The sequence below is a fragment of the Arthrobacter sp. 754 genome (genome assembly GCF_040548695.1).
Lineage (GTDB): Bacteria > Actinomycetota > Actinomycetes > Actinomycetales > Micrococcaceae > Arthrobacter.
Genome location: NZ_JBEPSC010000001.1, coordinates 1,075,730 through 1,099,389 on the forward strand (window position 1 = coordinate 1,075,730; position 23,660 = coordinate 1,099,389).

Below are 23,660 nucleotides of genomic sequence, written 5' to 3' on the forward strand. Positions count from 1 at the left end.
AAAGGCCATGGCAAACGCGCGAACCACCGAACACAAAACCACCCTCCAGCGCGCGGCACAGGTGGTGGGGGCCGTCTTTCTGCTGGTGGGCATCCTGGGATTTATCCCGGGCGTGACCACAAATTACGGCAGCATGGGATTCGCCGGACACGGGTCAGAAGCCCTCCTCCTGGGCGTGTTCCAGGTGTCCATCCTGCACAACATCGTCCATCTGCTCTTCGGCGTGGCAGGCATCGCGCTGGCACGCACACCGGGACAGTCCCGCGCCTTCCTCCTCTATGGCGGCGCGATCTATCTGGTTCTGTGGCTGTACGGACTTTTGATCGGGCAGGACACCCCGGCCAACTTTGTGCCTTTCAACACGGCCGACAACTGGCTCCACCTGGTTCTGGGCCTGCTGATGATCGGGCTCGGGATCCTGCTGTCCAGGCAGACCACCACGCGGACCACTGCCGCCGGGGCCGGCCGCTAATAGGGGCCGGTCGCTAAAAGCCGGCGCGGAGTCAGCTCCGCGCCGGCTGCCGGCCGCGTCAGCTCCGGGTAGGGTCCGGCCGAAGTGGTGCCGGGCCCGGATCCGGGACGGGCAGCGGTCCGGGCGGTTCCGGTGCCGGGATCGGGCTTGGCCGCTCAGGTCCGGGGTGGCCCGGCTGGGTGGGATCCGGCGAAAACGGGTCAGGGCCGGGTTCCGGCGGGAACGGCTCGGGTTCGTGCACTGGCGGGATGGTCATGGAACTTCCCCTCTCACGCTGGGCGGATGCGCCTTCGCGTGATCAGGATACGCCTGTCCGACTTTTCCGCTCCAGCCCAATTTGCCGCCACCCGGTTCCAACGCTCTCTCACTTTCTGCAGTGTTTGCGCAAACCCTCTATCAACTTCCGGCCGCCGTGGTGGGACCGGGGCGGGGGCTCGGGGAGCCACGGCCTGGCGCAGGAAGTGAAAGAGCGTTCGCGTTTTGGCGGCAGGAACTGAAAGAGCGTCGCTGGAAAAACCGCAGGAAGTGGAAGAGCGTTTGAGGGCGGGCTCCCCCGGTAGCGAACGCGGCCGCCATTGTCAGTCCGGCTCTATATATTGAAGGAATGACCCAGACTCCGCTGCAGGATTCCGCCAATTCCGCCACCGCCGCTTCCCCCGCGCCGGCAGCGCCTCCCGTCGCCAAGAAGGTTCCGCTCGGGCGGACGCACCACGGCGATACCTTCGTGGACAACTACGAGTGGCTGCGCGAAAAAGAATCCCCGGAAGTCGTGGAGCACCTGAAGGCTGAGAACGCCTACCAGGAGGCGGTCACCGCGCATCAGGAGCCGCTGCGGGAGGCCATCTTCCAGGAAATCAAGGGCCGCACCCAGGAGACAGACTTGTCTGTCCCGAACCGCAAGGACGGCTGGTGGTACTTCAGCCGGTCCGTCGAGGGCAAGGAATACGGCATCCAGTGCCGCGTCCGCGCGACCGACACCGGCAACCCCGTGGCCGACTGGACTCCCCCCGCAGTGGAGGCCGGCATCGGGATCCCGGGCGAGGAAGTGCTGCTGGACGGCAACATCGAAGCCGAGGGCAAGCCGTTCTTCTCAGTGGGCGGCTCGGCCGTCACGGTGGACGGGAACCTCTACGCCTACGCGGTGGACAACTCCGGCGACGAACGCTTCACGCTCCGGATCAAGGATCTCCGCACCGGCGAACTCCTGCCCGATGTCATTGAGAACATCTTCTACGGCGTCAGCTTCTCCCCCGACGGGACGCGGATTTTCTACACCGTGGTGGACGACTCCTGGCGCCCGTACCAGGTCAAGTCCCACGTGCTGGGCACGCCGGTCACCGATGATGAGGTGATTTACCAGGAGGACGACGTCGCCATGTGGCTGGGCTTTGAGCTCTCCTCTGACCGGCGTCACCTTGTGCTGGGCATCGGCTGCTCCGAGTACAGCGAGACCCGCCTGCTGCGTTTTGATGACCCGACGGCGGCGCTCACCACCGTGGTTTCGCGGGACGAGCGCGTGCTCTACGAGGCCGAGCCGTTCCTGCTGACCGGACCTGACGGCGAAAATCAGGAGCGCATCGTCATCACCCACAACCGGAACGCCGTGAACTCCATGGTCTCCCTCGTAGACCCGGCCGAGCTCACCAAGCCGCTGGCCGAGCAGCACTGGGACACCGTCGTCGAACATTCCGACGACGTCCGCGTCAACGGCGCCGGCGTCACCTCCACCCACCTGATCGTCTCCGTCCGCAAGGACACCATCGAACGCGTCCAGGTGATGGGCCTTGCCGGGCTTGGCACAGCCGCCCAGGAACCGCCGGTGGAGCCCGCCTTCGACGAGGAGCTGTACACGGCCGGCGTGGGCGGGTCCGACTACGAGGCACCGGTGATCCGGCTGGGCTACACGTCCTACTTCACGCCGTCGCGCGTTTACGATTTCGTGCTGCCTACGCCCTCGCAGCCTGCCGGGGAACTGCTGCTGCGCAAGGAAAGCCCCGTCCTGGGCGGCTACTCCGCCGCCGACTACGTGGCCACCCGTGAATGGGCCGACGCCGCGGACGGCACCAAGATCCCGCTGTCGGTGCTGCGGCACAAGGCCGTCAAGCAGGATTCGACGGCGGCGGGCCTGGTCTACGGATACGGCTCGTATGAGCTGAGCATGGACCCCGGTTTCGGCATTGCGCGGCTCTCGCTCCTGGACCGTGGCGTGGTGTTTGTGATCGCCCATATCCGCGGCGGCGGTGAGCTGGGACGGCACTGGTACGAGGACGGCAAGAAGCTCACCAAGAAGAACACCTTCACCGACTTTGTGGACGCCACCGACTGGCTGGCCAACTCCGGCTGGGTTGATCCGGCCCGGATCGCCGCGCTGGGCGGATCCGCCGGCGGCCTGCTCATGGGTGCGGTGGCCAACCTCGCGCCGGAGAAGTACGCGGCCGTCGTGGCGCAGGTGCCGTTCGTGGACCCCCTGACCAGCATCCTTGACCCGGAGCTGCCGCTGTCCGCGCTGGAGTGGGAAGAGTGGGGCAACCCCATCACGGACCCCGAGGTCTACGCCTACATGAAGTCCTACGCGCCGTACGAGAATGTGCGGGCCGTGGCCTACCCCAAGATCGCCGCCGTCACGTCCTTCAATGACACGCGTGTGCTGTATGTGGAGCCGGCCAAGTGGGTGCAGGAACTGCGGAACAAGACCACGGGTACTGAGCCGATCGTCATGAAAATCGAAATGGACGGCGGCCACGGCGGCGCGTCCGGCCGGTACGTCCAGTGGCGCGAACGGGCCTGGGACTACGCCTTCATCGCCGATTCGCTCGGCGCCACCGAACTGCTCCCCGGCGCCGGCCTGAAATAACCTCCGCGGCAGTGACCTGCGAAACTCATCATGCTTACTATTGTGTTTCACGTCCGGGTCCGTCTGAAGGAGCAGGAATGTCGCTACGCAAGGGTTCATCCGTGGAATGGAACACGCCGCAGGGTCCCACCCACGGGAAGATCGTGGAGAAGAAGACCGGCGACTTCGAACTGGACGGGAACCAGCACCGGGCCAGTGAAGCAGAACCGCAGTACGTCGTGGAGTCCGCCAAGACCGGCGCCCGCGCCGCCCACAAGGCTTCCGCCCTGACCGAGAAGGACTAGGCGCGTGCCGGGCCCAAAGCACCACGAAGTGCTCATCATCGGCGGCGGCAACGCGGGGATTTCCCTGGCCGCACGCCTGCACCGCTACGGCGTCAGGGACATCGCCGTGGTGGAACCCAAAGACCATCACCTCTACCAGCCGCTGTTCTCCCACATCGCCGGCGGGCGGGCGAAGGCGGCCGAGGCCATCCGCCCCCAGGCCTCGGTCATGCCCAAGGGAGTGGTATGGATCCGGGACGGCGCCGCGGGGATCAACGCTGCAGCCAACACGGTGACCCTGGAGTCGGGTTCCGGGCTCACGTATGGCCAACTGGTGGTCTGCCCCGGGCTGCAGCTGGACTGGGCCAAGGTCCCCGGGCTGGCGGCGGCCGTCCACTCCCCCCACGGCGCTTCGCACTACGAGTTCGATCTTGCCCCCAAGGCCTGGACCCTGCTCAGCAGCCTCAAGTCAGGCACCGCGGTGTTCACCATGCCGGCCGGGCCAGCGAAGTGCGCCGGCGCCGCACAGAAGCCCATGTACCTGGCCTGCGATTATTGGCGGGAACAGGGGGTCCTCAAGGACATCCGTGTGGTGATGGTCCAGCCGTACCCCACGGTCTTTGGCGTACCCGGCGTGGACGAGGAGCTGGACCGCAAGATCGCCGCGTACGGCATCGAACTCCGCCTCAACAGCGAGGTGACCGCGGCGGATCCCACCGCCCAGACTGTTCTGATCAGGGACAACGCCAGCGGCTCCACGGAGGAACTCCGTTACGACGTCCTGAACGCGGTCCCGCCGCAGTCCGCGCCGGACTGGCTCAAGGCAACGGACCTGCCGGCCCCCGGCGACGACGGCGGGTTCGTGCACGTGGACCCGGAAACCCTGCGGCATGTGCGTTACCCGAACGTCTGGTCCCTGGGTGACGCCGCAGCCACCACCAATTCGAAGTGCGGCGGGGCGCTGCGCAAACAGACCAAGGTGCTGGCGAAGAACATGGTGGCTGCCCGGAAGGGCACGCCACTGAAGGAAAAGTACGACGGCTATGCCGTGTGCCCGTTCACCGTTTCCCGGTCCACCGTGGTGTTTGCCGAGTTCGACGCCGCATACCGGCCAAAGCCCACCATTCCCAAGGTCCCCCTGTGGAAGGAAAGCCGCGCTTCCTGGGTGGTGGACCGGGACGTTTTCCCGCAGGTCTACTGGAACCTGATCCTCAAGGGCCGGGCTTAGTAGGTCCAGTAGGTCCAGTACGTCCAGTACGTCCAGTAGGTCCAGTACGTCCAGTACGTCCGCCGTTACCCGGAATAGGGAGGTCCAAGGTGGCCGGGCGCCTTGTGCTGCCTGTCATGGCGGGCATAGTAGGCGTAGACCAGCAAGGCGATCCCCGCCAGGATCATGACAGCCGGAACGGCGAAGTCACCGGAGATGAGCAGCGCCGTCGCCTGGAGCCCGAAGATCACGCCCATGACTCCGAGAACGGCGGCCGGAATCAGGGGCCACTTCATCCGGGCGGTGTGCCCGTCAGCCTTCACCGGGACCAGGGAAAGCAACCCGAAGGTGGCTGCCAGGCCCAGAAACAGGACGGCAGGGACGGTCATGCCGGGAAGCCCCTGAGGGAGGGCGACGATGATTGCCAGCGTGAACATTACCCCGCACGGGATCAGGGCCCACCAGTTAGCCTGCTCGCGCAGGTAAACCGCGGCGAATCCGGCTGCCATGAAGAGGAACAGGTAGGCCGCGCCAAAGCGGCCTTCCGTGAGCTGCGTGGCGGTGATGACCGCTGCCAGGCCGAGGAACACCGATCCGGGGATGGCTGCCCACCAGTTCTCCCGGCTGCGGCTGAAGACGGACAGGAACACAACCCCGGCCGCCGCGAATATCAGTGCCGGCACATACGCGGCGCTCTCGACGACGTTGAGCAGGTCCAGCAGCAACAGCCCGCCGACCGCCATCAGGACTATGCCCGCGATGATGCTTGTCTTTGCAGAGTTCACTGTTTGCCTCCCGGGATTCGGCAGGCGGCCCCGCTGCTCTGCCTATCTCAGGCTAGGTCCGGCCTGGAACCAGGCCATAGGGCACAAAGACCCGCCGTGACTACCCTCGTTTGCCCCAATGACGCCCTCTTGGGCCTCCGGAAGGGCGTTACGAAACAACCGATGAATGGACGACGGCGGCAGTCGCCTCGGCGATGGCGCGCTCCTCGTCGGTGGGCACCACCAGAACCGGGATGGCGGACTCCGGCGTGGAAATCACGCGCGGTTCTTTGGACCGCTGACTGTTCAGGCCGGCGTCGAGCTCTATCCCCAGGGCACCGAGCTTGTCGGCGACGAGGGCGCGGAACTGGTGCGAATTCTCGCCGATGCCGGCAGTGAAAACGAGCGCCTTCGCGCCGCCCACAGCCACGTGGTAGCCGCCGATGTACTTGGCCAGCCGGTAAGACGTGACCGCGAGGGCGGTGGCGGCCTTGGCATCGCCCGCTTCGGCGGCCTCAACCACGGAGCGCATGTCGTTGTTTCCGGCGAGGCCTTTCAGCCCGGATTCACGGTTGAGCATGGTGTCGAGGTCCTCCGGGGTCCAGCCGGCCCGGCCCAGGAATACGAGGATGGAGGGGTCCAGGTCGCCGGAGCGGGTGCCCATCACCAGTCCTTCGAGAGGGGTGAAGCCCATGGACGTGTCCACCGAATGTCCACCGCGGATGGCCGTGACGGAGGCGCCGTTCCCCAGGTGGGCGATCACGCCGTCGAACTCTTCCACCGGGAGTCCCAGCAGCGCGGCGGCGCGGTGCGTGACGTATTCGTGCGAGGTGCCGTGGAAGCCGTAGCGGCGGATGCCGTGGTTGGTGTACAGCTCGTCCGGGACGGCGTAACGCCACGCGTGCTCGGGCAGGGTGCGGTGGAAAGCGGTGTCGAACACGGCAACCTGCGGCATGTCCGGCCATTTTTTGCTGATGGCGCGGATGCCCAGCACGTTTGCCGGGTTGTGCAGCGGGGCCAGAGGGTTCAACCGCTCGATGGCGCGGGTGATCTCGTTGTCTATGAGGACCGGCTCCGCGAACCGCTCGCCGCCGTGCACCACCCGGTGCCCCACTGCTGCCAGTTCGAGCTCGCCGAGTTCCTGATGGATGGCAGCGTCCACCTGCTCCAATGCCTCCGCATGGTCCCGCGGGCCTTCAATCTCGCCATCGCCGTCGCCGCCGTTGCCCATGCCGATCTTCTCGATCAGCCCCTCGGTCAGGACCGTGCCGGCCGCGACGTCGCGCACCTGGTACTTGAGCGAGGACGAGCCGGAATTGATGACGAGCACGAGCATGGGGGCCTCCTGAGCCTTGCTTCCGCAGTTCAACCGCTTCCCACTATAAGTTGCCTCCGTTGTTGCCGCCGCGGGCGGGACGTTCCTTGCGGACCGGGGTGCCGGGCGCCTAGAGTCGGCAGTCAGGCAGGACCACAGCTGGACCACGCAGAAGGGACCCTTCATGACGAACGACCCCACTCAGCCCGAGGACACCGAACTTTCCCACACGGAGACCAAAAAGCCGGATCCCACCGGCGTGGAGGGCGCGAACCCTGCGCTGGACGACACCGGAAACGTCAAAGCCGCGGAGGTGGGCGATGCGCCCGAGCCCCCGGAGAACCCGCAGGACCTGGACCTCACGCCGGAAGGCCTCTCGGATGAGCCCGCCAACGAAGAAGACCCGGAAAGCGTCGCCAAGCCCGAAAACAGCTGACCTGCTACAGCAACGCGGGGTCACTCCACGCCCAATTTGAGTCATTTATTGGGCCGGGAGTGACCCCGCGTTGGTGTGGAATTCCTAGGACGCCGGCGACTGCGCCTGGATGGCCGTAATGGCCACGGTGTTCACGATGTCCTCCACGGTGCACCCGCGGGAGAGGTCGTTGACCGGCTTCCGCAGCCCCTGCAGGACAGGCCCGACGGCGACAGCACCGGAGCTCTGCTGCACCGCCTTGTACGTGTTGTTGCCGGTGTTCAGGTCGGGGAAGATGAAGACGGTCGCCTGCCCGGCCACGGACGAGCCCGGCATCTTGGACTCCGCGATGGATGCGTCAACCGCGGCGTCGTACTGGATGGGGCCTTCGACGGCGAGATCGGGGCGGCGGCTGCGGACCAGTTCGGTGGCCTGCCGGACCTCGTCCACGGCCTCCCCCGCCCCCGAGCCGCCGGTTGAATAGGACAGCATGGCCACCCGCGGCTCCACCCCGAACTGCCGGGCGGTTTCTGCGGACGCGAGCGCGATGTCAGCGAGCTGCTCCACGTTGGGGTCAGGATTCACCGCGCAGTCGCCGTAGACCAGCACCCGGTCCGGCATGAGCATCAGGAACACCGAGGAGACGATCTTCACGCCCTCGCGGGTCTTCACGAACTCCAGGGCCGGGCGGATGGTGTGCGCGGTGGTGTGCGCGGCGCCGGAGACCATGCCGTCCACCACACCCAGCTGGACCATCATGGTGCCGAAATAGCTGACGTCCTGCATGATTTCCAGGGCTTTGGGCAGGTCCACGCCCTTATGCGCCCGCAATTCCGCATACTTCTCGGCGAACTTCTGCCGGAGATCGGACGTTGCCGGGTCCACGATGTTGATCCCCGACAGGTCGATCCCTCGGGATGCAGCGAGCTCGCGGACGTCCGATTCCGGACCCAGGACGGTGAGATCGCAGACGTCCCGGCGGTGAAGGATTTCGGCGGCGCGCAGGATCCGCGGGTCCGTCCCTTCGGGCAGCACCACGTGCCGGCGCTGGGAGCGGGCACGTTCAATGAGGTCGTGCAGGAACCGCAGCGGGGTCATCCGTTCCGGGCGCGGCAGATGCAGGCGTTCCACCAGCTCGGCCTCGTCCACGCACTTGGACCACAGGCCCAGCGCGGACGCCACCTTGCGGCGGTGCCCGGACCAGATCTCGCTGCGGACCTCGGAGACCCGTTTGGCGGTGGTGTAGGTGTCGTCGGTGGTGGCAAAGACGGGGAAAGGGGCCTGCGCCAGGAGCGGGTAGATGTTGTCGTCCGGGGCCAGGCCGCCGGTCAGGATCAGCGCCGAGGGCACCGGGAATTCGGGTGAGAAGGACGACGCCAGGCAGGCCACCATCACATCGGCACGGTCACCGGGGACGATCACCAGGGCGCCCTCATCGAGCACGTTCAGGAAGTGGCCCACGTTCATGGCGGCCACCTTGATGTCCCGCACATCACGTTCCATGTCCGCGCGTCCGGCGATCTGGCGCACCCCCAGCGCCGCGGCAACTTCTCCCGTGGTGGGCCGGGCGATCTCCTCCAGCTCGGGCAGCACGTACACCGGCCGCCTGGAGGCACCCGGCTTGATCTCTGCGGCGATCGCTTCCAGGAGTTCGGGGTCGGCGCGGTTCACCATGATGGCCAGCAGAGTGCACTTTTCGGCCACCAGTTCCTTGCGGGCCACCTCGACGGCGGCAGCCGTCTCCGCGACCGTCCGGCCCTTCGCGCCCACCACGGCAACCACAGGTGAGGCCAGGTTGTTGGCCAGCCGGGCGTTGAGATCGAACTCGACGGCGGCGTCCTGGCCGGTGAGGTCGGTCCCCTCCACGATCACCACGTCGCAGTGCCGGGAAATTTCGGCAAAGATCTCCACGCACCTGGCATCGATGTCGGCGCGCTTGCCCTCGGCCAGCAGGGCCCGCACCTCGGCGAAGGTCAGACCGCCGCGGCACCGGTCGTCGTCGAGCGCGAAGCGGCTTTTCATCAGCGCCACCATGGGGTCCTGCGCGGCGTCGGGGTCGTGGACCACGGGTTTGAAGAAGCCGATCCGGTCAGCGTGCCGGTGGAGGGTGTCGGCGAGGCCCAGGGCGACGAGCGATTTGCCCGAGCCCGGAGTGGTTGCGCTGACGTAAATGCCTTTGGCCATGGTCCGCCCTTTGGTGTGCTGGTGCAGGTTCAACCATCCTTGCACTTTCCACCCGCCCAAGGGGCCCGGAAACACGGACAGCCCTTGACACACACCCGGCCGATGGGATTACCTAATGAACATTCGGTAAATAAAGCTGGAGGCAATGACGCATGGCTGAATCTGCACTGTCCGGGGCCACCCACCCCATCCTGGAAAACGACTACGCCTCCGAGTGGATGGGCATCGAGGTCCTCGCGCTCAGCGACGGACACGCCACCATCCGCATGACCCTCAGGCAGGAAATGCTGAACGGTTTCGGCATGGCCCACGGCGGAATGATCTTCGCCTTCGGCGATACCGCCTTCGCCCTGGCCTGCAACCCGGTGAACCCGGCACCAGGGGACGCCGACTCCATCACGGTGGCATCCGGCGTCGACATCAACTTCCTCAAGCCCGCCTACCGCGGCCAGGTGATCACCGCCGTCGCCGACCGCCGCTCCAGCGCCGGTCGCAGCGGCCTGTACGACATCCAGATTTTCGCCGCCGACGCCGATGCGCAGCTTCCGGGTGAACTCATCGCTGAGTTCCGCGGGCGCAGCCGCACCATCCCCAAGAAGTAGGACAACCATGACCCTCCACGCCCCCGAATCCCCCACGCAGGGGACCGCCTCCGCCCAGGCAACCGACGCCGTTTTGGACCGTGAGGAAACCATCTCGCGCGACGAACTCGAGACGCTCCAGCTTGCCCGGCTGCAGCACACCGTGGCCTACGCCTACGACCGCGTGCCGCTGTACAAGCGCAAGTTCGACGACGCCGGCATCCACCCCAACGACCTCCGCGAACTCAGCGACCTCGGCAACTTTCCCTTCACCACCAAGGACGATCTCCGCGAGGAATACCCGTTCGGCATGTTCGCCGTGCCGCAGAACGAAGTGGCCCGCATCCACGCCAGCTCCGGAACCACGGGCCGGCCGACCGTCGTCGGATACACCAAGCAGGACCTGGCCGACTGGGCCAAGCTGGTGGCCCGCTGCCTGCGCGCCTCCGGCGTCCGTCCCGGCATGAAGGTCCACAACGCCTACGGCTACGGGCTGTTCACCGGCGGCCTGGGCGCCCACGCCGGCGCCGAGGCCCTCGGCTGCACCGTGATCCCCATCTCCGGCGGACAGACGGAGCGCCAGATCCAGCTGATCCAGGACTTCCAGCCTGACGTCATCCTGGCCACCCCCACCTACCTGCTCACCATCGCCGACGCCATGGCGCACATGGGCATCGATCCGACGTCGACCTCCCTGAAGTACGCCGTCCTGGGCGCCGAGCCGTGGACCGAGGAGATGCGGCATGAGCTCGAGGTGACCATGAACATCAAGGCGTGCGACATCTACGGCCTGTCCGAAGTGATGGGCCCGGGCGTCGCCGGCGAGGCCGTGGAGACCCAGGACGGCAGCCACATCTGGGAGGACCACTTCCGCCCGGAAATCATCGACGCATTCAACCCTGAGGTCGGCAAGGAAAACGTGCTCCGCGACGGCGAACACGGCGAACTCGTGTTCACGTCCCTGACCAAGGAAGCGCTGCCGATCATCCGGTACCGCACCAAGGACCTCACGCGGCTGCTGCCGGGCACCGCCCGCCCCGCGCACCGCCGGATGGGCCGCATCACCGGCCGCAGCGACGACATGATCATCCTCCGCGGCGTCAACGTCTTCCCGTCGCAGATCGAGGAAATCGCGCTCCGCATCCCGGAACTCAGCCCGCACTTCCAGCTCGAACTCACCCGCCCGGAAAACCAGCGGATGGACCAGATGACGGTGAAGATTGAACGCCGCGAGACCGTCACCATTGAGCAGAGTACGACGGCGGCGCGCACCTTGCAGGAGCAGATCAAGATCCACGTGGGTTCTTCGTGCCGCGTGGACGTAGTGGATCCGGGCTCGCTCGAGCGGTCCAACGGCAAGCTGCGCCGCATCTACGACCTGCGGCCGAAGGGGTAGCCAGAGCGGCTCAGTGCAACTTGTTGCCAATTTGTTGGCAACCGGTTGCACCGAGTTGCATTTTCCTTTAGGGTGGGACAGCGCCAACGCAGTCGTGGGCGCCCCCATCAGAACAGGAAAACGCAATGTCGCACACTCCCTTGCCTACAGGAGCCCCACCCCACGGAGCGCTGCACCCGGCGGCCGTCAACAAGACCGAACTGCGCCGTGCCGGCTGGGCCGGCTTCATCGGCACCGTCCTGGAAAACTACGACATGGTTGTCTACGGTGTGGGCACGGCCATCATCTTCAACACCCTGTTCTTCCCCAACGTCTCCCCCGCCGTGGGTTTCATCGCCAGCTTCGGCGCCTACGCCGTCGGCTTCATTGCCCGGCCCATGGGCGGCCTGTTCTTCTCCCGCTACGGCGACAAGATCGGCCGGAAGTTCGTGCTGGTGGCAACCCTGGCCCTGATGGGCACGGCGACGTTTGCCATGGGACTGCTCCCCACCTATGAATCCGTGGGCATCCTCGCCCCCATCCTGCTGACTGTCCTCCGGTTCATCCAGGGCTTCGGCGCCGGCGCTGAGATGGCCAGCGCCGTCGTCCTGCTCGCCGAATTTGCGCCCAAGGGCAAGCGCGGTGCCATGACTTCGCTGGTCTGGGCCGGCGCCGCAGTGGGCTCCGTGTTCGGTTCGGGCGCCTGGATCCTGGTGCAGATGATGCCGCGCGAAGACCTCGAATCATGGGGCTGGCGGCTGGTGTTCCTCTCCAGCGCCATCGTGACCATTGCCGCGTACCTGATCCGCCGCAACATGAAGGAATCCCCGGTCTTCGCCGAACTGAAGAAGGAGCACGTTGAAGCTGCCTCCCCCGTCTCGGAGGTCCTCAAGAAGGGCCGTCGCCCGCTGCGCCAGGTCTTCCTTATCAACATGGGCACCCACGCCCACTCCTACATCTACCAGGCGTTCCTGGGCACGTTCCTGATCTCCGTGGTCAACATCGACAAAGCCCTCATCCCGCAGATGCTGGCCATGGGCGGCCTCTTCGCCATCCCCGCGGCGCTGATTGCAGGACGCGCCACGGACAAGTGGGGCCGCAAACCCGTCAACGTGTTCATCCTGGCCTTCCTCTTCCTGTTCTCCTTCCCGGCCTTCTGGCTCAGCAGCACCGGCAACATCTGGCTGATCGCGCTCGTCTACGCCGTGGGCTTCACCTTCGCGGTTGAGGGCGGCATCGCGGCGCAGTCGGCCATGTATGCCGAGCTGTTCGGGTCCAAGTACCGCTACGCCGGTGTGGCGATCGCCCGGGAGTTCTCGGCGATCTTCGGCGGCGGCATCGCCCCCATCATCTGCTCCGCCCTCCTGGCCTGGGCCACCAACTCCTACTGGCCCATCGCCGTCTACATGATGATCGTTGTGGGTATCTCGCTGTTCCAGGCAATCAAGGCGCCGGAGACCCGCGACCGCGACCTCACCCTGGAAGAAAACGCCAGCTAGTCCTGCTGCCGCCGGCTGGGCAACCCAGGCCCTTCCGCAGGCCCGGACCTGAATCCGGGCGCGAGCAGGACGAGGTTGCCGACGACGCCCCCGCCCTCCAACAGGGCGTGGGCGCGTCCGGCCTCCGCCATGGGGAATGTGCCTGCGATGACCGGGCTGATCCGCCGCGACTCAAGCAGCCCGTAGAGCGTGGCCCAGGCGCCCATCAGCGGCCGGCGGTCCAGCCGCCAGGAGGTGGTCCCGTAGAGCCGGATCCTCTTTCCACGCGGGACCAGGCTGCGCCCGACAGCCCGTCGCAGCAGGCGGAGGGTCGCGGCAGGGCTGCCGGGGTTGGCGTATTCCACCAGCACGCCGCCGCGACGCAGCACCGCCAGGCCGCGGTCCACCCACTTCCCGCCCCCCACGCCGTCGAGCACTGCATCCACCCCGTCCGGTTCCAGGCGGCGCACGGCGTCGACGACGTCCTCATCCTGCGCGTCAAGGGGAACCACCCCGTGGGCGGCGAGCCAAGGGTGCTTGGCTGCGCTGTCAACCCCGTAGATCTTCAGTTCAAGCAGCTGCCCGAGCTGCACGATGGCTGTGCCGATCCCGCCCGCGGCCCCCGTCACGAGGATCTTCTGCCCGCGCCGGATCCTGGCGACCCGGGACAGTGCCTGGTGGGCCACCAGGTAGTTCAGCGCCACGGCCACCACCTCGCCGGCGTCCAGATCGGCGGGAACCCGCATCATGGGGTGGGTGCGCACGAAGACGTACTCCGCGTACCCGCCCTTCTCCATCATCGCCACCACCCGGTCACCCGCAGGGTATGCAGTGACGCCCGGGCCCGCAGCGTCCACGACGCCGACGACCGCGTAGCCGGGCACGAACGGGAATTCCGGCGGATACGTCGACAGGCCCTCGCGTGCCTGCACATCGACAGCGCTCACGCTGCAGGCCTCCACCCGGATCCTGACTTCGCCCCTGCGTGGTGCCCGCAGCCGGCGGCTCACCACCTCCAGCACCTCCGGGCCGCCCTGGCGGGTCGCCGCCACCTGGGTGTACTCGACCGGATGTGCCCGCTGCACATCCTCTTGCGCGGCGTCTTGCCCGGCATCCGGGGCGGAGAGCTCGGCGAGCTGCTGGGGCACCGTTGGACCGAACATCGCATGCCCGTGTCCGCTCGCCAGCACCCGTGGCTGCAGCTCGGCGAGCAGGGCGATCGAGGCCTCCGCAGCCGGCCGGTCCCAGGTGGCAATCCACGGCGGGCTGCTGACCCGTGGCGGCGTGTCCAGCAGCCCGCTCACCGAGTTGAGGTCCGTCGTCAGCACCGCATCCCCGGTGAGCAGGACGCCGTCGGCCTCCCGGAGGAGTGCGATGTGTCCGGGGGTGTGCCCCGGCGTGGGCACGCAGCGCCAGCCGGGCAGCCCGGGCACACCCGCAGCCGGATCAAGGGGACGCACGACGTCGGTCATGTCCGACACCGGCATCGCCCCCGCCGGCAGGAGCTTCTGCAGGGGCCGCAACACCCGCCGGTCCAGGGGGTTTGCGTACTCGGCCAGCATCTTCCCGGGGGCCTGCGGCATTTCGGCAGGGTGCACATAGACGGGCACTCCCCACCTGCGGGCCAGCGCTGGGGCCGCTCCGGAGTGGTCGGGGTGGATGTGGGTCAGCACGATCGCCGCAGGCCGCGTTCCCCGGCCGAACAGCCCCTCGGCCGCGGCCATGATCGGCTGCTCCGCGCCGGGCCAGCCGGCATCCACAAGCACCCACCCGGGCCCGGACCGCACCAGATAGACGTGGGAAGCAATCCGGCGCGGGCCCGTGGGCAGCTGGTACACGCCCTCGGCGACGTAGATTGGCTGTGGCGTCGTTTTCATTGCCGACCTCATCCTTGTCCGCCCTCCGCTGTCCGCAGATCCGCATTCCGGTCCCTACCAGCGTGGTCCCTGCGGAAAATGTCGTCACAGGGCCGAAGGTCCCCGGAGCCAACTGATACACAGCCTTGTGCCGCTGCACGAATTACCGAACGTTCATGAGAAAATAGCGGCTATGTCCACTACAGCAGCCCCCAGCAAGCGCGGCCGTCCCGGTTACGACCAGCAATCGGTGCTGCTGATCGCCGTCGACGTCTTCAACCGTCATGGCTATGACGCCACCTCGATGGGCATCCTGGCCGAGAACCTTGGCATTTCGAAGTCTGCGATCTACCACCATGTGCCGTCAAAGGGCGATCTCCTCAAGCTGGCCCTCGACCACGCACTGGGCGGCCTCGAGTCGATTCTTGACCAGCCCGAGGCGCAGACCGGCCCGGCGGATGCCCGGCTGGAATTTGTGCTGCGGCAGACGGTGGCAGTACTGGTGGACCGGCTGCCGTTTGTCACGCTGCTGCTGCGGCTGCGGGGCAACACGGAGATTGAACGGGACGCCCTGGAACGCCGCCGCACCTTCGACCACAAGGTGGCCGGACTGATTTCGGCGGCCCGCGACGACGGCTCGCTGCGCCAGGACATCGACCCCCGCACGGTAACCCGCCTGCTGTTCGGCACCATCAACTCAATCGTGGAATGGTACAAACCGGGCGGTTCCCTCTCCCCCGAAAAACTGGCCGACGACGTCATCACCATCGCGTTCGACGGGCTCCACGCGAAGCCCTAGCAGGTTTGCCGCGGGAGTGGCGGGGCCGGGCGCCCGCGGCTACGGTTGAGGAAAGCGCCAGCGTCCGTCAGGAGGTTGTCAATGGAGCCAACAGCCCGCTTGTCACACCGTCGCGAGCAACGCCGTCGCGAGCGACGCCGTCGGACCGGAATCCTGGCCGTGTGCGCAGTATTGGCACTGTCCGGCTGCACCGGGACGACCGCACCTGCGCCTACGCCGTCCACATCTTCCCCGCCTGCCACCTCCGCAGCCTCACCCACGCCCAGTCCGGGAAACGGTGCCGGGAACACCCAGGACGCCGGCCCAGGCACCACCGCCCCGGTCACGGAGATCGTGGAAAACCTCGCCCCCTCAGTGGTCACCATCTTCACCGACGGCGGCCTGGGCAGCGGTGTGGTGTATTCGGCAGACGGCCTGATCCTCACCAACGAGCACGTGGTCCGGGGAAGCACCAAAGTTGAGGTTGCCTTCGCAGACGGCCAACGGGTGGCAGGCACGGTCAAGGCAACGGATGCCGTGACTGACCTCGCCCTGGTACAGGCTGAGCGCACAGGGCTGCCCAAGCCCACGTACCAGAGCACGCTGCCCAAGGTGGGTGAGGGCGCCGTGGTCCTGGGCTCGCCGCTCGGCTTCGAAAACACGGCGACGGCGGGCATCATCTCCGGCCTGCACCGGTCCATTCCCGGCTCGGCCCAGGACAGCCTGTCCCTGGTGGACCTGATCCAGACCGATGCACCCATCAGTCCCGGAAACTCGGGCGGCGCCGTCATCAACATGCGCGGCGAAGTGGTCGGCATCAGCGAGGCCTACATCCCGCCGTCGTCCGGTGCAGTGGCGCTGGGGTTCGCCATCCCCGCCGCCACCGCCGTACAGGTGGCCGAGGAGTTGCTGGCGAACGGCACCGTCAGGCACGCCTACCTTGGGCTCACGCCCGGCGAACTGACACGGCAGATCGCCGAGCAACTGGGCATAAACGCCACCACCGGCGTCGTGGTTCTGTCCGTTGACCGCGACGGCCCGGCCGGCCGTGCAGGGATCCGGCCCGGCGACGTCATCGAAACCATGGAAGGAGTGGAACTCAGGGCCCCGGAGAAACTGCTGGCTGAGCTCAGGAACCGCAACCCTGGGGATACTGTTGGGTTTAAGGTGAAGCGCGGAGACCAGAACCTGGATCTGAAAGCCGAACTCACTGAACGGCCGAGAATCCAGTAATCCAAAGGAGAGCATGTCATGACGAACCCTAAAGAGGCAGACCCCGGATTCATCATTCCCGATCCGTCCAAGCTCAGGGAGGACAGCCCCGGGGACGCCGGTGACGAGGCGAATGTCATCCGCTTCAGCGAGGAGCAGGCGCTGATCGAGGAACAGTCCCACGGCATCCGCCCGGACACGTACAGCGTGCCCCGCGGCGGCCCCACCATGGAGGAAGCGCGCGGCAACATGGACCTGACCGATACCGGCACCGGCCCGTCGGATGACAGCAGCGACGACGGCCTCCACGGCGGCGCGGAATCCTAAGGCTCGGAGTCCTAAGGCTTAAGAAGCCCTGAGGGCTTCACCGGGATTCAGATCCCGGGAACCCGAATTCTGCCGTGTACCAGCCCATGTAAACCAAAACGGCCGTCAGCAGGCCAAGGGCCACCACAAGGAAAAACGAGTGGTCCCTGGCACCGAACAATGCCACCAAATTGACCAACAGGGCGCAGACAACCAGGATGCCCTGAAAGACGCTGTTGGCCGCAATGGCGCGTGGCGACTCGAACATGCCCCCTGCCCCGATCAGGAAGGTAACGAGGTACCACGACGGCAGCACCCACAGCGGGAACGCGAGCATCGCGACGTCCAGTCCGAGCGCGACCTTGCCCATTCGGGTGCGTGGAGCCCAACGGAACCCGCGCCCTTCGGTCGTTTGCCTTGGCTGCTGGTGGGTCATGATTCCCCTCGCGTCAGCTCACAGGCACTCGGCTTGCAGGCAGGAGGGCCGCCCCCGTTCGCTGGGGCAGCCCTCCTGCTGCTTCGCAGAGTGCATACTCTTTAGCTCAGAGCTGGTACTCAACCTGGGTCGCGCCAAGGGTCTCATGGACGCACAAAATGTTGTGTTCGGTGTCCATGAACCACGCGCATTTCTCGGAGTCGGTCGTACAGATGTGGTTTTCGGTCTTCAGGTTCGGCAGGTCGTAGTCCTGGAAACGGACCCCCTTGGACTCCATGTCCTGGACGATCCGCTCGATGTCCCGCACCTCGAAGCTCAGGGCGGTGTGCTCGGAGTGCTTGCCGTCCGAGACCGGCATCAACTGCAGCATGGGGCCGCCGTCCGTGCCGAGTAATTCGCTTCCATCGTCCGTCATTCCACGGTGCGGGAGGCCCAGTTTTTCAGTGTAGAAACTGTGGGCGCGCGCCGCATCATCGACTGGCAGGATGGTTGTGGCAGTTGTCAGGGCTAGGTTCATTTCGCCACCTCCTACGGAGCAAATCTTACGCCTGGGCCGCCCGGAAAGATCCGCCGAGCACCCCCAAACGCTCTGGCAGCTCCTGCGGCAAATCCCCCAACGCTCTGGCACCTCCTGCGGCAAATCTCCCGATGCTCTGGCAGCGATAGAACACGGGTGCGAGAGCGTTCGCCGGAAACCCGCGGAAGGTGCCAGAGCGTTTGGGGAAAACCTGCAGGAACTGCCAGAGCGTCGGGGGTGGGGGTTACTTTGCGACGAGGGTGAGGACGTCGTAGGTGGCCACGATGTCGTCGTTCTGGTTGGTCAGGACCGCGTCCCAGGCCACCTCGCCGTATTCGTCGGTTTCGCGCGGGGTGATCCGCTTGGCTGTCAGCGTTACCCGGATGGAGTCGCCGGCAGCCACCGGAGTCACGAACCGAAGGCCCTCCAGGCCCGAGTTCGCCAGGACCGGGCCGGGCGCCGGCTCCACGAACAGCCCGGCACCCCACGCCAGCAGCAGGTAGCCGTGCGCCACGATGCCGGGGAAGAACGGGTTGGCCGCCGCAGCTTCCTGGTTGGTGTGGGCGTAGAAGGTGTCGCCGGTGGAGTTCGCGAAGGCCGTGATGTCCTCGAGGCTGACCTGGCGCAGTTCCGACCGGACAGCATCGCCAACGCGGAGGGTGGCCAGCGGCTTCTGGAACGGGTGCGTCCCCTCGGTCTCCACCGTGAAGTTCCGGTCCGCCCCGGCGTGCCACACGCCCGTGACGGCGGTCAGCATGTTGGGCGAACCCTGGATCGCGGTGCGCTGCATGTGGTGCATGACCGAGCGGATGCCGCCGAGCTCCTCGCCGCCACCTGCCCGCCCGGGTCCGCCGTGGACCAGGTGCGGGACCGGGGAGCCGTGGCCGGTGGAGCTGCGGGCATCCTCGCGGTTGAGCATCAGGACACGGCCGTGGTGGGCAGCGATGCCGGTGACGAGCTCACGCGCCACGGCCGGATCGTTGGTGCAGACCGACGCCACGAGCGAGCCGCCGCCCCGGGCGGCGAGGCGGACGGCGTCGGAAAGGTCCTTGTAGCCGATCACGGAGGCCACCGGGCCGAACGCCTCCAGCGAGTGGATCGCGTCGGCCTCGGGGTCATCCCAGCTGAGCACCACCGGGGACATGAACGCGCCCGCTTCCGCCACGCCGGTGGCACCGCCAGCGGAGGTGACCGACGGCGAATCGAGGGTTCCGTACGCCAGCTCACCGCCGGCGTCGAGCATTGACTGCACGGCGGCACGGACGTCAGCGAGCTGCTCCACCGAAGCGAGCGCACCCATGGTGACGCCCTCGGCGCGGGGATCGCCCAGGACCACGCGCTCCTCCACGCGCTTACCAATGGCGGCAATCACGGCGGATACCAGCGCCTCGGGCACGATGGCGCGCCGGATGGAGGTGCACTTCTGGCCGGCCTTGACGGTCATTTCGGTGACTACGGATTTGATGAAGGCGTCGAATTCCGGTGTGCCCTCCACGGCGTCGGGGCCGAGGATGGCGGCGTTGAGGGAGTCCGTTTCGGAGGTGAACCGGACGCCGCCCTGCACCACGTTGGGGTGCGATTTCAGTGAAAGCGCGGTGGAGGCGGAGCCGGTGAAGGCCACCAGGTCGCGGTAGTCGAGGACGTCGAGGAGCCCGCGGACGGAGCCGGAAATCAGCTGCAGCGAGCCCTTGGGCAGGATGTTGGATTCGATGATGGCCTTCACCACGGCCGCGGCCACGTACCCGGTGGGGGTGGCGGGCTTGACGATGGTGGGCACCCCGGCGATGAAGGCTGGTGCGAGCTTTTCCAGCATGCCCCAGACCGGGAAGTTGAACGCGTTGATCTGCACCGCCACGCCCGGGATGCGGGTGTAGATGTGTTCGCCGGCGAATGAGCCGTCCTTGGACAGCACCTCCATGGGCCCGTCCACCACCACCTGGGAGTTGGGCAGTTCGCGCCGGCCCTTGGAGCCGAAGGTGAACAGGACGCCGATGCCGCCGTCGATGTCGATCATCGAGTCGATCTTGGTGGCGCCGGTCTGTGCCGAGAACGTGTAGAAGTGCTCGCGCCGGGCGTTCAGGTACTGCGCGAGTTCCTTGAGCTTGAGCGCGCGCTGGTGGAAGGTCAGTCTGCCGAGCTCAGTCTGGCCAACGGTGCGGCCGTAATCCACGACGGCGGCCAGGTCCAGTCCGCTGGTGCTCACCTTGGCGAGGATTTCGCCCGTACTCGCATCCCGCACGGGGACGGCGTCGGCTGCCGCACCGGCGTCGGGAGTCCACCAGGAGTCCTGCACAAAACTGGGAACTGTCTCGACGGTCTCGAGTGTGGCTTCGGCTGTTGCAGTGGTGGTCATCGTTGACGGGTCCTTCCAACGCGGGGCAAACACACACGGCCAGCGCTTTACTGACCGTTCGTTCGGTAACATGTCTACAGTACATGACCGCGCTGTGCTGCACACTGGAAGTCAGGCTTTTAGGGGCAACCGCCCTCCACCCCTTGAGGAGACATCATGACCACGGAATCACCCAACGCATCCTCCACCACGGACCTGTGGAAGATCACGCTGGGCGAACTCGACGAGAAGATGGGCGTGAAAATCGTCGAGGAATCCGTGGAACGCGTCGTGGCCACCATGCCCGTGGAGGGCAACCGGCAGTCATTCGGGCTGCTGCACGGCGGCGCCTCGCTGGCAGTGGGCGAGGCCGTAGGGTCCTGGGCCGCCGTCATCCACGCCAGCACCATGGGCAAAACCGCCGTCGGCGTGGACGTTTCCGCCACGCACCACCGCTCCGCCCGCGAAGGCCTGATCACCATCACGGCCACGCCGATCTACCTGGGCGGCACGCTGACCACACACGAGGTCCTGATCACCAACGACACCGGCCAGCGCCTCTGCACGCTGCGCATCACCAATCTGCTGATGGACCGGAAGTAGCGCCTTAGTCGTCTGGATCAGCGGCTGGAGGCGCGCGCCCGCTTCCGACGCCGGACCAGCGCCAACAGCACGCCGCCGGCAACGAGCGCCAGGCCGGCCAGCGCGGCGGCAAGGAGCAGCCCGGACGCACCGGTGTCGGCCAGGTTTTCGGCCGGGTTTTCGGCCGGCGGACGGACGACGGCGGCAGTGTCGCCCGCCGGGGCAACGGCACCGTCCGCCGTCGGAACGGCAGCCGCGGCCGGCCCTGGAGTGGACGGCACGTGGGCCGCCGGGGCCGCCGGGGCCGCGGGGGCCGCCGGGGCCGGGCTTTGAGGTACCGCGGCAAGCACAGGGACGTCGATGGTGAAGGAAGCGACGGCCGGCGCAGAAACTACACCTTCAACGGCCTGCGTGACTGACACTGTGTGGGTTCCCAGGCCCAGCCCGCCCGGGAACGGCACGCTCCATCCGCCGTCCCCTCGAACTACTGCAGTGGCCACGGGAACTCCGTCGATGGCTACTGCCACCGCAGCGCCGCCAGCCCCGCTCCCGGTGATGGTTCGCGGGAGATCATCCTGCCTGAAGTGCTGCCCGTCGGTGATGCTGGCCAGGACCGGGGCCGGCGGGAACACGGTAAATGTGGCCGAGGCGGCGGGGCTGTCGGCCATCCCTGGGGACGACAGCACGGCGGCCGCCCCGACGCTGCCGTAAACCGCAGGACCGGTCAGGGGAACCGACCACTGCCCGTCGAGCCCGACCGTTCCTGATCCTGCCACGTCGCCCGTCAGCGTCACCTTGGCCCCGGGTGCTCCCGTGCCGTTAAGGCTCCTGAGTTCCGTCAGGGGCTGACCGGCCGGCGTCGTGATGACGGGGGCGGCGAGCGGCGACGGCGCCACGACGGCGGTCAGCGAGACGGCGCCGGAGCGGCTGAAACCGTTGATCGTTTCAGCGGTGAACGTCAAGGGCCCGGCTGGCAGTGGAGCCGTGAAGGACCATTGGCCGGCGGCGTCCACCGGGACCTCCAATGGTTGATGGCCGCCAACAGTGATGCGGACTTTTGAATTGGCCGCAACCGCGGTGGCGGGGGCGGCTGGGACCCTCCCGGTGATGCTCGTGCCCGCGGCGAACGTGAGGTCTGCCGGCCCGGTGAGTTCCGGCTTGTTGAGGAAGAGTTCCAGCTGGTAGCCGGGCAAAACCTTCAGGGCGTCCTCCAGCGTGGTGGCCACGGCGAAGTTCTGTACGACGTTGCCGTTCCTATCCGGGGTGTCACCGGCAGTGTGTGTACCCACCGCGTAGTTTCCGCTGAGCCATGGCCCGCCGGAATCGCCGCCGCTGGACTGGACGTCGAAGGAGAGGAAGCCGTTGAACGCGCGAAGATCGAGTGGATTGGTAGCGTAGCCGGCACCTCCCGCAACGAAGATCCCCACCTCGGCGATATGCCCGCACGACCAGCCCGAGGAGCGGCCGGAGCGGCAGACCGGCATACCCACGACCGGGGTGGACGTTCCGATGATTTTGACGTCCGGCGCCGTGGTGGCACCCCAGGTGCTGGCGGCCGGCAACGGATCCAGGTCTTGACGAAGGTCGCCGATTACGGCGATGTCCGTCCCGACGTTTCCCGGGTCTTCAAGGTTTCCGGGGCGCAGGACCGGCGAATTGGAAGGCCCCCCGAACTGGCTGAAACCAAACTGGCCAAGCGTTCCGGCCGGCGTCCCCTGGAATTCCAGGGTGGCGGTCTTGGCTGCGTCGTCGTTGGCGCAATGGCCAGCCGTCAGCACGGCGGGCAGGCCGGAAGGGTCAAAGGCGGAGAACCCCGTGGAACAGACCCAGTTGTCCGCGCGGTATCCCAAGCCGCCTGGAAGGTCCGCCTCGGGCGCCAGGCGGGCGCCGTCGTCGAGCGTCACGTTGGCGTACCTGGAGACAAATTCGGAGGGTGAGATCCTGCCGGCGCTGGGCTGCATCGAATCAGTAGTTGCGACGTTAGCGCCCGCTTGCGCAGGGGCCGCGCCGGAAGCAGGGGCCGCACCGGAGGTGTCCGGCCCCGACTGGGGAGTGGTGGTCCCGCCAGTCCGGATGACGAACTTCCCGCCCGACGTGACCACCGCCTGCAGTCCCTCCGGTCCCACCTCGCGGAGGTAGTCCTGGAAGAGCTGCTCGGTGGTGAGCGCCAGTTCTGAACGGCCGGTGTCCTGGGCCGGCGCCGCGGGTACGGCGCTCTTCGTGGGGGCGGTGGGCGGTTCTGCCGGCGGGGCGGCCGGCAGCGCCGCGGATTCGATTTCCAGGCCCGGGATGGTTTCAGCGAGTGCGGCTGCTGCCGCCGCCAGTTCCGGTCCGGAGCCGGTCACCATGATCTTCGCGTCCTGGAGCCGGAGACCGAGGTATCCGGGAACGTCGCGGAGTGCGGCCACCGCTGCGGCCGCCCGCTTGCCCAGCTCACCGGCGGCCTTGAACTCCTCGGGCGTCATGCCGAGATCGCGAAGGACAGCCTCGTTGAGGCCGGCTTCTGAAAGGCTCATTTCTGAAAGGCCGGCCCTTGAAACCTCCGGGCCGCTCACGGAGGTCCCGCCGGCTCCCGCGTCGCCCGCCGCCGGGCTTTCGGAAACGGCCGACGTCGAGACGGCCGACGCCGGGACAGCCGCAGCGGGAAAGGCCTCAGCCGGGACGGTTCCCAGCCCGAGCGCAACAGCCACTCCGGCGACCGTACCTGCGGCAAGAACTGATTTCATTCGGGTC

At 67.0% G+C, this 23,660-nt stretch carries 20 protein-coding genes; 12 read left to right on the plus strand and 8 right to left on the minus strand.

Going from position 1 to position 23,660, the window contains the following annotated elements; all coding sequences use genetic code 11:
* Positions 1-7 precede the first annotated feature (7 nt).
* The 4 genes from ABIA70_RS05120 (at position 8) to ABIA70_RS05135 (ending at position 4,817) form a co-directional block, all read left to right on the plus strand.
* Positions 8-472, plus strand: a complete 465-nt coding sequence (locus ABIA70_RS05120) for a DUF4383 domain-containing protein (RefSeq protein WP_354146475.1) — start codon at positions 8-10, stop codon at positions 470-472.
* A gap of 604 nt (positions 473-1,076) precedes the next feature.
* Positions 1,077-3,326: a S9 family peptidase gene (locus ABIA70_RS05125; RefSeq protein ID WP_354146476.1), complete on the plus strand. Its 2,250-nt coding sequence runs from the start codon at positions 1,077-1,079 to the stop codon at positions 3,324-3,326.
* A gap of 77 nt (positions 3,327-3,403) precedes the next feature.
* Positions 3,404-3,610, plus strand: a complete 207-nt coding sequence (locus tag ABIA70_RS05130) for a hypervirulence associated TUDOR domain-containing protein (RefSeq protein WP_354146477.1) — start codon at positions 3,404-3,406, stop codon at positions 3,608-3,610.
* A gap of 4 nt (positions 3,611-3,614) precedes the next feature.
* Entirely contained in the window at positions 3,615-4,817 is a 1,203-nt protein-coding gene (locus ABIA70_RS05135; RefSeq protein WP_354146478.1) for an NAD(P)/FAD-dependent oxidoreductase, read from the plus strand.
* 65 nt (positions 4,818-4,882) lie between these two features.
* Here ABIA70_RS05135 and ABIA70_RS05140 read toward each other — a convergent pair whose 3' ends face one another.
* Together ABIA70_RS05140 and ABIA70_RS05145 are read right to left on the minus strand one after the other, a co-directional pair.
* The gene (locus ABIA70_RS05140) at positions 4,883-5,581 is read right to left on the minus strand and encodes a hypothetical protein (RefSeq protein WP_354146479.1); all 699 of its coding nucleotides are present in this window, start codon (positions 5,579-5,581) and stop codon (positions 4,883-4,885) included.
* Between the two features lie 148 nt (positions 5,582-5,729).
* Positions 5,730-6,896: an acetate kinase gene (locus ABIA70_RS05145; RefSeq protein ID WP_354146480.1), complete on the minus strand. Its 1,167-nt coding sequence runs from the start codon at positions 6,894-6,896 to the stop codon at positions 5,730-5,732.
* A gap of 163 nt (positions 6,897-7,059) precedes the next feature.
* On the opposite strand from ABIA70_RS05145, the gene ABIA70_RS05150 reads away from it, so the two are divergent.
* Positions 7,060-7,311, plus strand: coding sequence for a hypothetical protein (locus ABIA70_RS05150; RefSeq protein ID WP_354146481.1), 252 nt, complete (start codon positions 7,060-7,062; stop codon positions 7,309-7,311).
* A gap of 84 nt (positions 7,312-7,395) precedes the next feature.
* Here ABIA70_RS05150 and pta read toward each other — a convergent pair whose 3' ends face one another.
* The gene (pta, locus tag ABIA70_RS05155; protein ID WP_354146597.1) at positions 7,396-9,474 is read right to left on the minus strand and encodes a phosphate acetyltransferase; all 2,079 of its coding nucleotides are present in this window, start codon (positions 9,472-9,474) and stop codon (positions 7,396-7,398) included.
* Positions 9,475-9,626: 152 nt separating this feature from the next.
* Here pta and ABIA70_RS05160 point away from each other — a divergent pair, with 152 nt between their 5' ends.
* From ABIA70_RS05160 to ABIA70_RS05170, 3 genes are all read left to right on the plus strand, one after another.
* Positions 9,627-10,076: a hotdog fold thioesterase gene (locus tag ABIA70_RS05160; RefSeq protein WP_354146482.1), complete on the plus strand. Its 450-nt coding sequence runs from the start codon at positions 9,627-9,629 to the stop codon at positions 10,074-10,076.
* A gap of 7 nt (positions 10,077-10,083) precedes the next feature.
* Positions 10,084-11,451, plus strand: coding sequence for a phenylacetate--CoA ligase PaaK (gene paaK / locus ABIA70_RS05165; protein ID WP_354146483.1), 1,368 nt, complete (start codon positions 10,084-10,086; stop codon positions 11,449-11,451).
* Between the two features lie 125 nt (positions 11,452-11,576).
* On the plus strand, positions 11,577-12,929 hold the full coding sequence (locus ABIA70_RS05170) for an MFS transporter (protein WP_354146484.1): 1,353 nt from the start codon (positions 11,577-11,579) through the stop codon (positions 12,927-12,929).
* On the opposite strand, the gene ABIA70_RS05175 is transcribed toward ABIA70_RS05170, so the two are convergent.
* Positions 12,926-14,785 carry an MBL fold metallo-hydrolase gene (locus ABIA70_RS05175; protein WP_354146485.1) on the minus strand — a complete coding sequence of 620 codons (1,860 nt, stop codon included), beginning with the start codon at positions 14,783-14,785 and terminating at the stop codon, positions 12,926-12,928. The two genes, ABIA70_RS05170 and ABIA70_RS05175, sit on opposite strands and share 4 nt — an antisense overlap.
* A gap of 172 nt (positions 14,786-14,957) precedes the next feature.
* On the opposite strand from ABIA70_RS05175, the gene ABIA70_RS05180 reads away from it, so the two are divergent.
* The 3 genes from ABIA70_RS05180 to ABIA70_RS05190 all read left to right on the plus strand — a co-directional run bounded on the left by ABIA70_RS05180 (position 14,958) and on the right by ABIA70_RS05190 (position 17,081).
* On the plus strand, positions 14,958-15,563 hold the full coding sequence (locus ABIA70_RS05180; RefSeq protein WP_354146486.1) for a TetR/AcrR family transcriptional regulator: 606 nt from the start codon (positions 14,958-14,960) through the stop codon (positions 15,561-15,563).
* 81 nt (positions 15,564-15,644) lie between these two features.
* Complete coding sequence (locus tag ABIA70_RS05185) at positions 15,645-16,775, plus strand: S1C family serine protease (RefSeq protein WP_354146487.1); 1,131 nt, start codon at positions 15,645-15,647, stop codon at positions 16,773-16,775.
* 18 nt (positions 16,776-16,793) lie between these two features.
* A complete protein-coding gene (locus ABIA70_RS05190) occupies positions 16,794-17,081 on the plus strand; it encodes a hypothetical protein (protein WP_354146488.1) in 288 nt (95 codons plus the stop codon).
* A gap of 37 nt (positions 17,082-17,118) precedes the next feature.
* Here ABIA70_RS05190 and ABIA70_RS05195 read toward each other — a convergent pair whose 3' ends face one another.
* The 3 genes from ABIA70_RS05195 to paaZ form a co-directional block, all read right to left on the minus strand.
* A complete protein-coding gene (locus tag ABIA70_RS05195; protein WP_354146489.1) occupies positions 17,119-17,430 on the minus strand; it encodes a hypothetical protein in 312 nt (103 codons plus the stop codon).
* Between the two features lie 172 nt (positions 17,431-17,602).
* Entirely contained in the window at positions 17,603-18,013 is a 411-nt protein-coding gene (locus ABIA70_RS05200; protein ID WP_354146490.1) for a VOC family protein, read from the minus strand.
* A gap of 244 nt (positions 18,014-18,257) precedes the next feature.
* On the minus strand, positions 18,258-20,366 hold the full coding sequence (gene paaZ, locus ABIA70_RS05205) for a phenylacetic acid degradation bifunctional protein PaaZ (protein ID WP_354146491.1): 2,109 nt from the start codon (positions 20,364-20,366) through the stop codon (positions 18,258-18,260).
* A 156-nt stretch (positions 20,367-20,522) separates the two neighbouring features.
* Here paaZ and ABIA70_RS05210 point away from each other — a divergent pair, with 156 nt between their 5' ends.
* Positions 20,523-20,948: a PaaI family thioesterase gene (locus ABIA70_RS05210; RefSeq protein ID WP_354146492.1), complete on the plus strand. Its 426-nt coding sequence runs from the start codon at positions 20,523-20,525 to the stop codon at positions 20,946-20,948.
* Positions 20,949-20,965: 17 nt separating this feature from the next.
* Here ABIA70_RS05210 and ABIA70_RS05215 read toward each other — a convergent pair whose 3' ends face one another.
* Entirely contained in the window at positions 20,966-23,653 is a 2,688-nt protein-coding gene (locus ABIA70_RS05215) for a S1 family peptidase (RefSeq protein WP_354146493.1), read from the minus strand.
* Positions 23,654-23,660: the final 7 nt, after the last annotated feature.

Coding starts and splice junctions, on each gene's coding strand:
- ABIA70_RS05120 (WP_354146475.1), top strand. CDS start 8: ATGGCAAACGCGCGAACCACCGAACACAAAACCACCCTCCAGCGCGCG.
- ABIA70_RS05125 (WP_354146476.1), top strand. CDS start 1,077: ATGACCCAGACTCCGCTGCAGGATTCCGCCAATTCCGCCACCGCCGCT.
- ABIA70_RS05130 (WP_354146477.1), top strand. CDS start 3,404: ATGTCGCTACGCAAGGGTTCATCCGTGGAATGGAACACGCCGCAGGGT.
- ABIA70_RS05145 (WP_354146480.1), bottom strand. CDS start 6,896: ATGCTCGTGCTCGTCATCAATTCCGGCTCGTCCTCGCTCAAGTACCAG.
- ABIA70_RS05150 (WP_354146481.1), top strand. CDS start 7,060: ATGACGAACGACCCCACTCAGCCCGAGGACACCGAACTTTCCCACACG.
- pta (WP_354146597.1), bottom strand. CDS start 9,474: ATGGCCAAAGGCATTTACGTCAGCGCAACCACTCCGGGCTCGGGCAAA.
- ABIA70_RS05160 (WP_354146482.1), top strand. CDS start 9,627: ATGGCTGAATCTGCACTGTCCGGGGCCACCCACCCCATCCTGGAAAAC.
- paaK (WP_354146483.1), top strand. CDS start 10,084: ATGACCCTCCACGCCCCCGAATCCCCCACGCAGGGGACCGCCTCCGCC.
- ABIA70_RS05170 (WP_354146484.1), top strand. CDS start 11,577: ATGTCGCACACTCCCTTGCCTACAGGAGCCCCACCCCACGGAGCGCTG.
- ABIA70_RS05175 (WP_354146485.1), bottom strand. CDS start 14,785: ATGAAAACGACGCCACAGCCAATCTACGTCGCCGAGGGCGTGTACCAG.
- ABIA70_RS05180 (WP_354146486.1), top strand. CDS start 14,958: ATGTCCACTACAGCAGCCCCCAGCAAGCGCGGCCGTCCCGGTTACGAC.
- ABIA70_RS05185 (WP_354146487.1), top strand. CDS start 15,645: ATGGAGCCAACAGCCCGCTTGTCACACCGTCGCGAGCAACGCCGTCGC.
- ABIA70_RS05190 (WP_354146488.1), top strand. CDS start 16,794: ATGACGAACCCTAAAGAGGCAGACCCCGGATTCATCATTCCCGATCCG.
- ABIA70_RS05195 (WP_354146489.1), bottom strand. CDS start 17,430: ATGGGCAAGGTCGCGCTCGGACTGGACGTCGCGATGCTCGCGTTCCCG.
- ABIA70_RS05200 (WP_354146490.1), bottom strand. CDS start 18,013: ATGAACCTAGCCCTGACAACTGCCACAACCATCCTGCCAGTCGATGAT.
- paaZ (WP_354146491.1), bottom strand. CDS start 20,366: ATGACCACCACTGCAACAGCCGAAGCCACACTCGAGACCGTCGAGACA.
- ABIA70_RS05210 (WP_354146492.1), top strand. CDS start 20,523: ATGACCACGGAATCACCCAACGCATCCTCCACCACGGACCTGTGGAAG.
- ABIA70_RS05215 (WP_354146493.1), bottom strand. CDS start 23,653: ATGAAATCAGTTCTTGCCGCAGGTACGGTCGCCGGAGTGGCTGTTGCG.